Source organism: Mesorhizobium sp. Cs1321R2N1, from assembly GCF_037179725.1.
Lineage (GTDB): Bacteria > Pseudomonadota > Alphaproteobacteria > Rhizobiales > Rhizobiaceae > Mesorhizobium > Mesorhizobium salmacidum.
Map to the genome: position 1 here is coordinate 1 of NZ_JAPYKP010000304.1, position 1,481 is coordinate 1,481.

The following is a 1,481-nucleotide window of genomic DNA, read 5'->3' on the forward strand; positions in this document are numbered from 1 at the left end:
CAGCCAGCTGGCCGGCCTGCCGGAGGCGGCGCGCCGCATCCTGGGGCGCAATGTACGCATCGGTCGCCCGCTCGGCGTGGCGGGCTTGCCCGAAGCGGCGAAAGGCCCTGCTTTCTCGGCCGCTGTCGGGCTTCTGATCTATCCGCAGATGGCGAGCTTCGAGAGCCATCCGGCGAAAGGCATTTCCGGTCTCAGGACGACCGGAACTGGTGGAAAACTGCATCGCATGAGTCAGTGGTTGAGAGACAGTTTCTAATTGACGGGGACAGCCCCATAGGCGGCCGCGGCGGCGAAGCGGCGTGAAAGGCAAAGGACGGAGACAATGACCATCAATCTGCAGAAGCCGGACATCACCGAGCTCAAGCCGCGCATCACCGTGTTCGGTGTCGGCGGCGGCGGCGGCAATGCCGTGAACAACATGATCACCGCCGGACTGCGCGGTGTCGAGTTCGTCGTGGCCAACACCGACGCGCAGGCGCTGACCATGTCGAAGGCCTCCCGGCTGATCCAGCTTGGCGCGCATGTCACCGAGGGGCTCGGTGCCGGATCGCAGCCGGAAGTCGGCCGCGCCGCGGCGGAAGAGTGCATCGACGAGATCCTCGACCATCTCACCAACACCCATATGTGCTTCGTAACCGCCGGCATGGGCGGCGGCACCGGTACGGGTGCTGCTCCGGTTGTTGCCCGCGCGGCCCGCGAGAAGGGCATCTTGACCGTCGGCGTCGTCACCAAGCCGTTCCACTTCGAAGGCCAGCGCCGCATGAAAACGGCCGACTTCGGCATCGAGGAGTTGCAGAAATGCGTCGACACCTTGATCGTTATCCCCAACCAGAACCTGTTCCGGCTGGCCAATGACAAGACCACCTTTGCCGACGCCTTCGCGATGGCCGACCAGGTGCTCTACTCCGGTGTCGCCTGCATCACCGACTTGATGGTCAAGGAAGGCCTGATCAACCTCGACTTCGCCGACGTGCGTTCGGTGATGCGCGAGATGGGCAAGGCGATGATGGGTACCGGCGAGGCTTCGGGCGAGGGCCGTGCGATGGCCGCGGCGGAAGCCGCGATCGCCAACCCGCTGCTCGACGAGACCTCGATGAAGGGCGCCAAGGGCCTGCTGATCTCGATCACCGGCGGCCGCGACCTGACCCTGTTCGAAGTCGACGAAGCGGCGACCCGCATCCGCGAGGAAGTCGACCAGGACGCCAACATCATCCTGGGCGCCACTTTCGACGAGGAACTCGAAGGCGTCATCCGCGTCTCGGTGGTCGCAACCGGTATCGACAAGTCGGCGGCTGAAATCGCCGCCGCGCCGATTTCGATCCGCACCGCTCCGCCGAAGCCGGCTGCCCGGCCGGCCGTCGCCCCGGTGGAAAGCCGCCCGGCACCGGTCCAGCAGGCGGTGTATGAACCACGCGCCGCCGATCCGGTTGCCGACGCCATCCAGTTGGCCGAAGCGAATGCCGCGGCCATGGCGCAGGCTC

General features: G+C 66.0%; 1 protein-coding gene and 1 pseudogene. Both read left to right on the forward strand.

The features are described from left to right. Positions 1-256, forward strand: a pseudogene (locus O7A61_RS32160) (cell division protein FtsA); the annotation flags it as partial. Positions 257-322: 66 nt separating this feature from the next. Beyond that, the coding region (gene ftsZ, locus O7A61_RS32165; RefSeq protein ID WP_337133169.1) for a cell division protein FtsZ at positions 323-1,481 on the forward strand (1,159 nt) is incomplete at its 3' end.